The 2,649-nt window shown below is 52.3% G+C and carries 4 protein-coding genes; all 4 read right to left on the bottom strand.

What is annotated here, in order from left to right; all coding sequences use genetic code 11:
* Window positions 1-178 precede the first annotated feature (178 nt).
* On the bottom strand, window positions 179-568 hold the full coding sequence (rplQ, locus tag KDK14_RS07515) for a 50S ribosomal protein L17 (RefSeq protein WP_257264448.1): 390 nt from the start codon (window positions 566-568) through the stop codon (window positions 179-181).
* 68 nt (window positions 569-636) lie between these two features.
* Window positions 637-1,638 (bottom strand): DNA-directed RNA polymerase subunit alpha, encoded by a 1,002-nt coding sequence (locus tag KDK14_RS07520; RefSeq protein WP_257264449.1) that lies wholly within the window; start codon window positions 1,636-1,638, stop codon window positions 637-639.
* A 31-nt stretch (window positions 1,639-1,669) separates the two neighbouring features.
* A complete protein-coding gene (rpsD, locus tag KDK14_RS07525) occupies window positions 1,670-2,290 on the bottom strand; it encodes a 30S ribosomal protein S4 (RefSeq protein WP_257264451.1) in 621 nt (206 codons plus the stop codon).
* 15 nt (window positions 2,291-2,305) lie between these two features.
* Window positions 2,306-2,647 (bottom strand): 30S ribosomal protein S11, encoded by a 342-nt coding sequence (gene rpsK, locus KDK14_RS07530; protein WP_257264453.1) that lies wholly within the window; start codon window positions 2,645-2,647, stop codon window positions 2,306-2,308.
* Between the last annotated feature and the right edge of the window lie 2 nt (window positions 2,648-2,649).

The raw sequence follows: 2,649 nt of genomic DNA on the forward strand, positions 1-2,649 counted from the left end.
CAGTGCCAGCACAAGGAGTCAGAAATATATGATTTCATATGGTTAGCTACTTACCTGGAGGTAAATTAAACTTGCTTTTGATTTACCTTATGGAAGGCGAAATGCTTGGAATGCGCAGGAAAAGGGTATGAAAACGGGGCGGGGTCAAAAAAGCCGGGATAACCCAGCTTATTCTGGCTTATTCGTTATCAGCAGACACTGCTTCAAAATCAGGACGGTCCAACAACTCGACATAAGCCATTGGCGCGTTGTCACCATGACGGAACCCGCACTTGATGATGCGGATATAACCGCCCGGGCGCTCCTTGAAACGCGGACCCAGATCAGTAAACAGCTTGCCTACCGCAGCCTTGTTGCGAAGACGATCGAACGCAAGCCGACGGTTAGCGACGCTGTCTTCCTTGGCCAGGGTGATCAGCGGTTCAGCAACACGACGCAGCTCTTTCGCCTTTGGCAGTGTTGTCTTGATTACTTCGTGCTCAACCAGGGAAGCAGCCATATTCTTGAACATCGCTTTGCGATGAGAACTGTTCCGGTTAAGCTTGCGGCCACTTTTACGATGACGCATGGCACAAACTTCCTCTTTTTACCAAGAGCCGCTTCTGTTTCTGCAACAGTGGCGGCTACTGACTGCAATTAAGCAGAAACCTTATCGTCACTCTTCAAACTGGCCGGTGGCCAGTTATCAAGACGCATACCCAAGCTCAGACCACGGGAGGCCAGAACGTCCTTGATCTCTGTCAGGGACTTCTTACCCAGATTCGGGGTCTTGAGCAGCTCAACTTCAGTGCGCTGGATCAGGTCACCAATGTAGTAGATGTTCTCTGCCTTCAGACAGTTGGCACTACGTACCGTCAGCTCGAGATCATCAACCGGACGGAGAAGAATCGGATCAACCTCGTCTTCTACCTTTACAGGCTCCGGCTCGGACTCACCTTCCAGATCCACAAACACCGCCAGCTGCTGTTGCAAAATGGTAGCAGCACGGCGGATGGCTTCATCAGGGTCCAGCGTACCATTGGTTTCCAGGTCGATCACCAGCTTGTCGAGGTCAGTACGCTGTTCTACACGAGCACTTTCTACGACATAGGAAACACGGTATACAGGGCTATAGGTGGCATCCAACTGCAGACGGCCGATAGCGCGAGTTTCCTCTTCGTCGTGACGACGACTGTCGGTTGATTCATACCCGCGACCACGAGCAACCTTCAGCTTCATGTAGAGCTTGCCCTTGTCATTCATGTGGGCAATAACATGATCAGGATTCACGATTTCAACATCGTGATCCAGCTGGATGTCAGCAGCAGTTACAACACCCTCGCCGCTTTTGCCCAGAGTCAAAGTGACGCTGTCACGGCCAGTCATGCGAATTGCCAGCCCCTTGAGGTTGAGCAGGATTTCAATAACGTCTTCCTGAACCCCTTCAATGGCACTGTATTCATGCTGCACGCCATCAATCTCTGCCTCAGTCACGGCACAGCCGGGCATGGAGGAAAGAAGGATACGACGCAGGGCATTGCCTAAGGTATGCCCAAAGCCACGTTCCAGCGGCTCCAGGGTGACCTTTGCCCGCGTCAGACTGATTTCCTCAACATCAATGTGTCGAGGGGTTAGAAATTCAGTTACCGAATTCTGCATGGATGTTACACCCCACCTAACTGTCTATCCCTTACTTGGAGTACAGCTCGACGATCAAGCTCTCGTTGATGTCGGCCGCCAGATCACTCCGCTCGGGCAGCGTCTTGAAGATACCTTCTTTTTTGTTGGCGTCCACTTCCACCCAGATGGAGAAACCACGCTGGGCAGCAAGTTCAAGCGCTGCATTGATGCGCAGCTGGTTCTTTGCCTTTTCACGGATAGCAACAACGTCACCAGGCTTAACCTGGTAAGACGGGATGTTTACAGTCTTGCCATTAACCATGACAGCTTTGTGGCTGACCAGCTGGCGTGCTTCTGCACGGGTGGAACCGAATCCCATGCGGTAAACCACATTATCAAGGCGAGACTCCAGAAGTTGCAACAGGTTTGAGCCAGTTGCCCCCTTCAGTCGGTCAGCTTCCTTATAATAGTTACGGAACTGCTTTTCCAGTACACCGTAGATACGACGAACTTTTTGCTTTTCACGCAGTTGGACACCGTAGTCTGAAAGTCGACCACGACGCTGGCCATGCTGGCCGGGGGCATTTTCTGCCTTGCACTTTGACTCGAGCGCACGCACGCCACTCTTCAGGAAGAGATCAGTGCCTTCACGACGAGACAGTTTGCACTTGGGACCTTTATATCTAGCCATTTACCGCTCTCCTGCTCATACACGACGCTTCTTGGGCGGACGACAACCGTTGTGTGGGATCGGGGTAACATCAGTGATGTTATTGATCCGGAAACCACAGGCGTTGAGTGCGCGTACAGCGGATTCACGGCCTGGACCAGGCCCTTTGACATTTACGTCCAAATTCTTCAGACCAAACTCAGCGGCAGCACGTCCGGCTCGCTCAGCTGCGACCTGCGCAGCAAATGGCGTGCTCTTGCGGGAACCACGGAAACCGGAGCCACCTGCAGTTGCCCATGAAAGTGCATTACCCTGGCGGTCGGTAATTGTCACGATAGTGTTGTTAAAAGAGGCGTGAATATGGGCGATGCCATCCACCA

Source organism: Endozoicomonas sp. ONNA2 (genome assembly GCF_024606365.1).
Lineage (GTDB): Bacteria > Pseudomonadota > Gammaproteobacteria > Pseudomonadales > Endozoicomonadaceae > Endozoicomonas.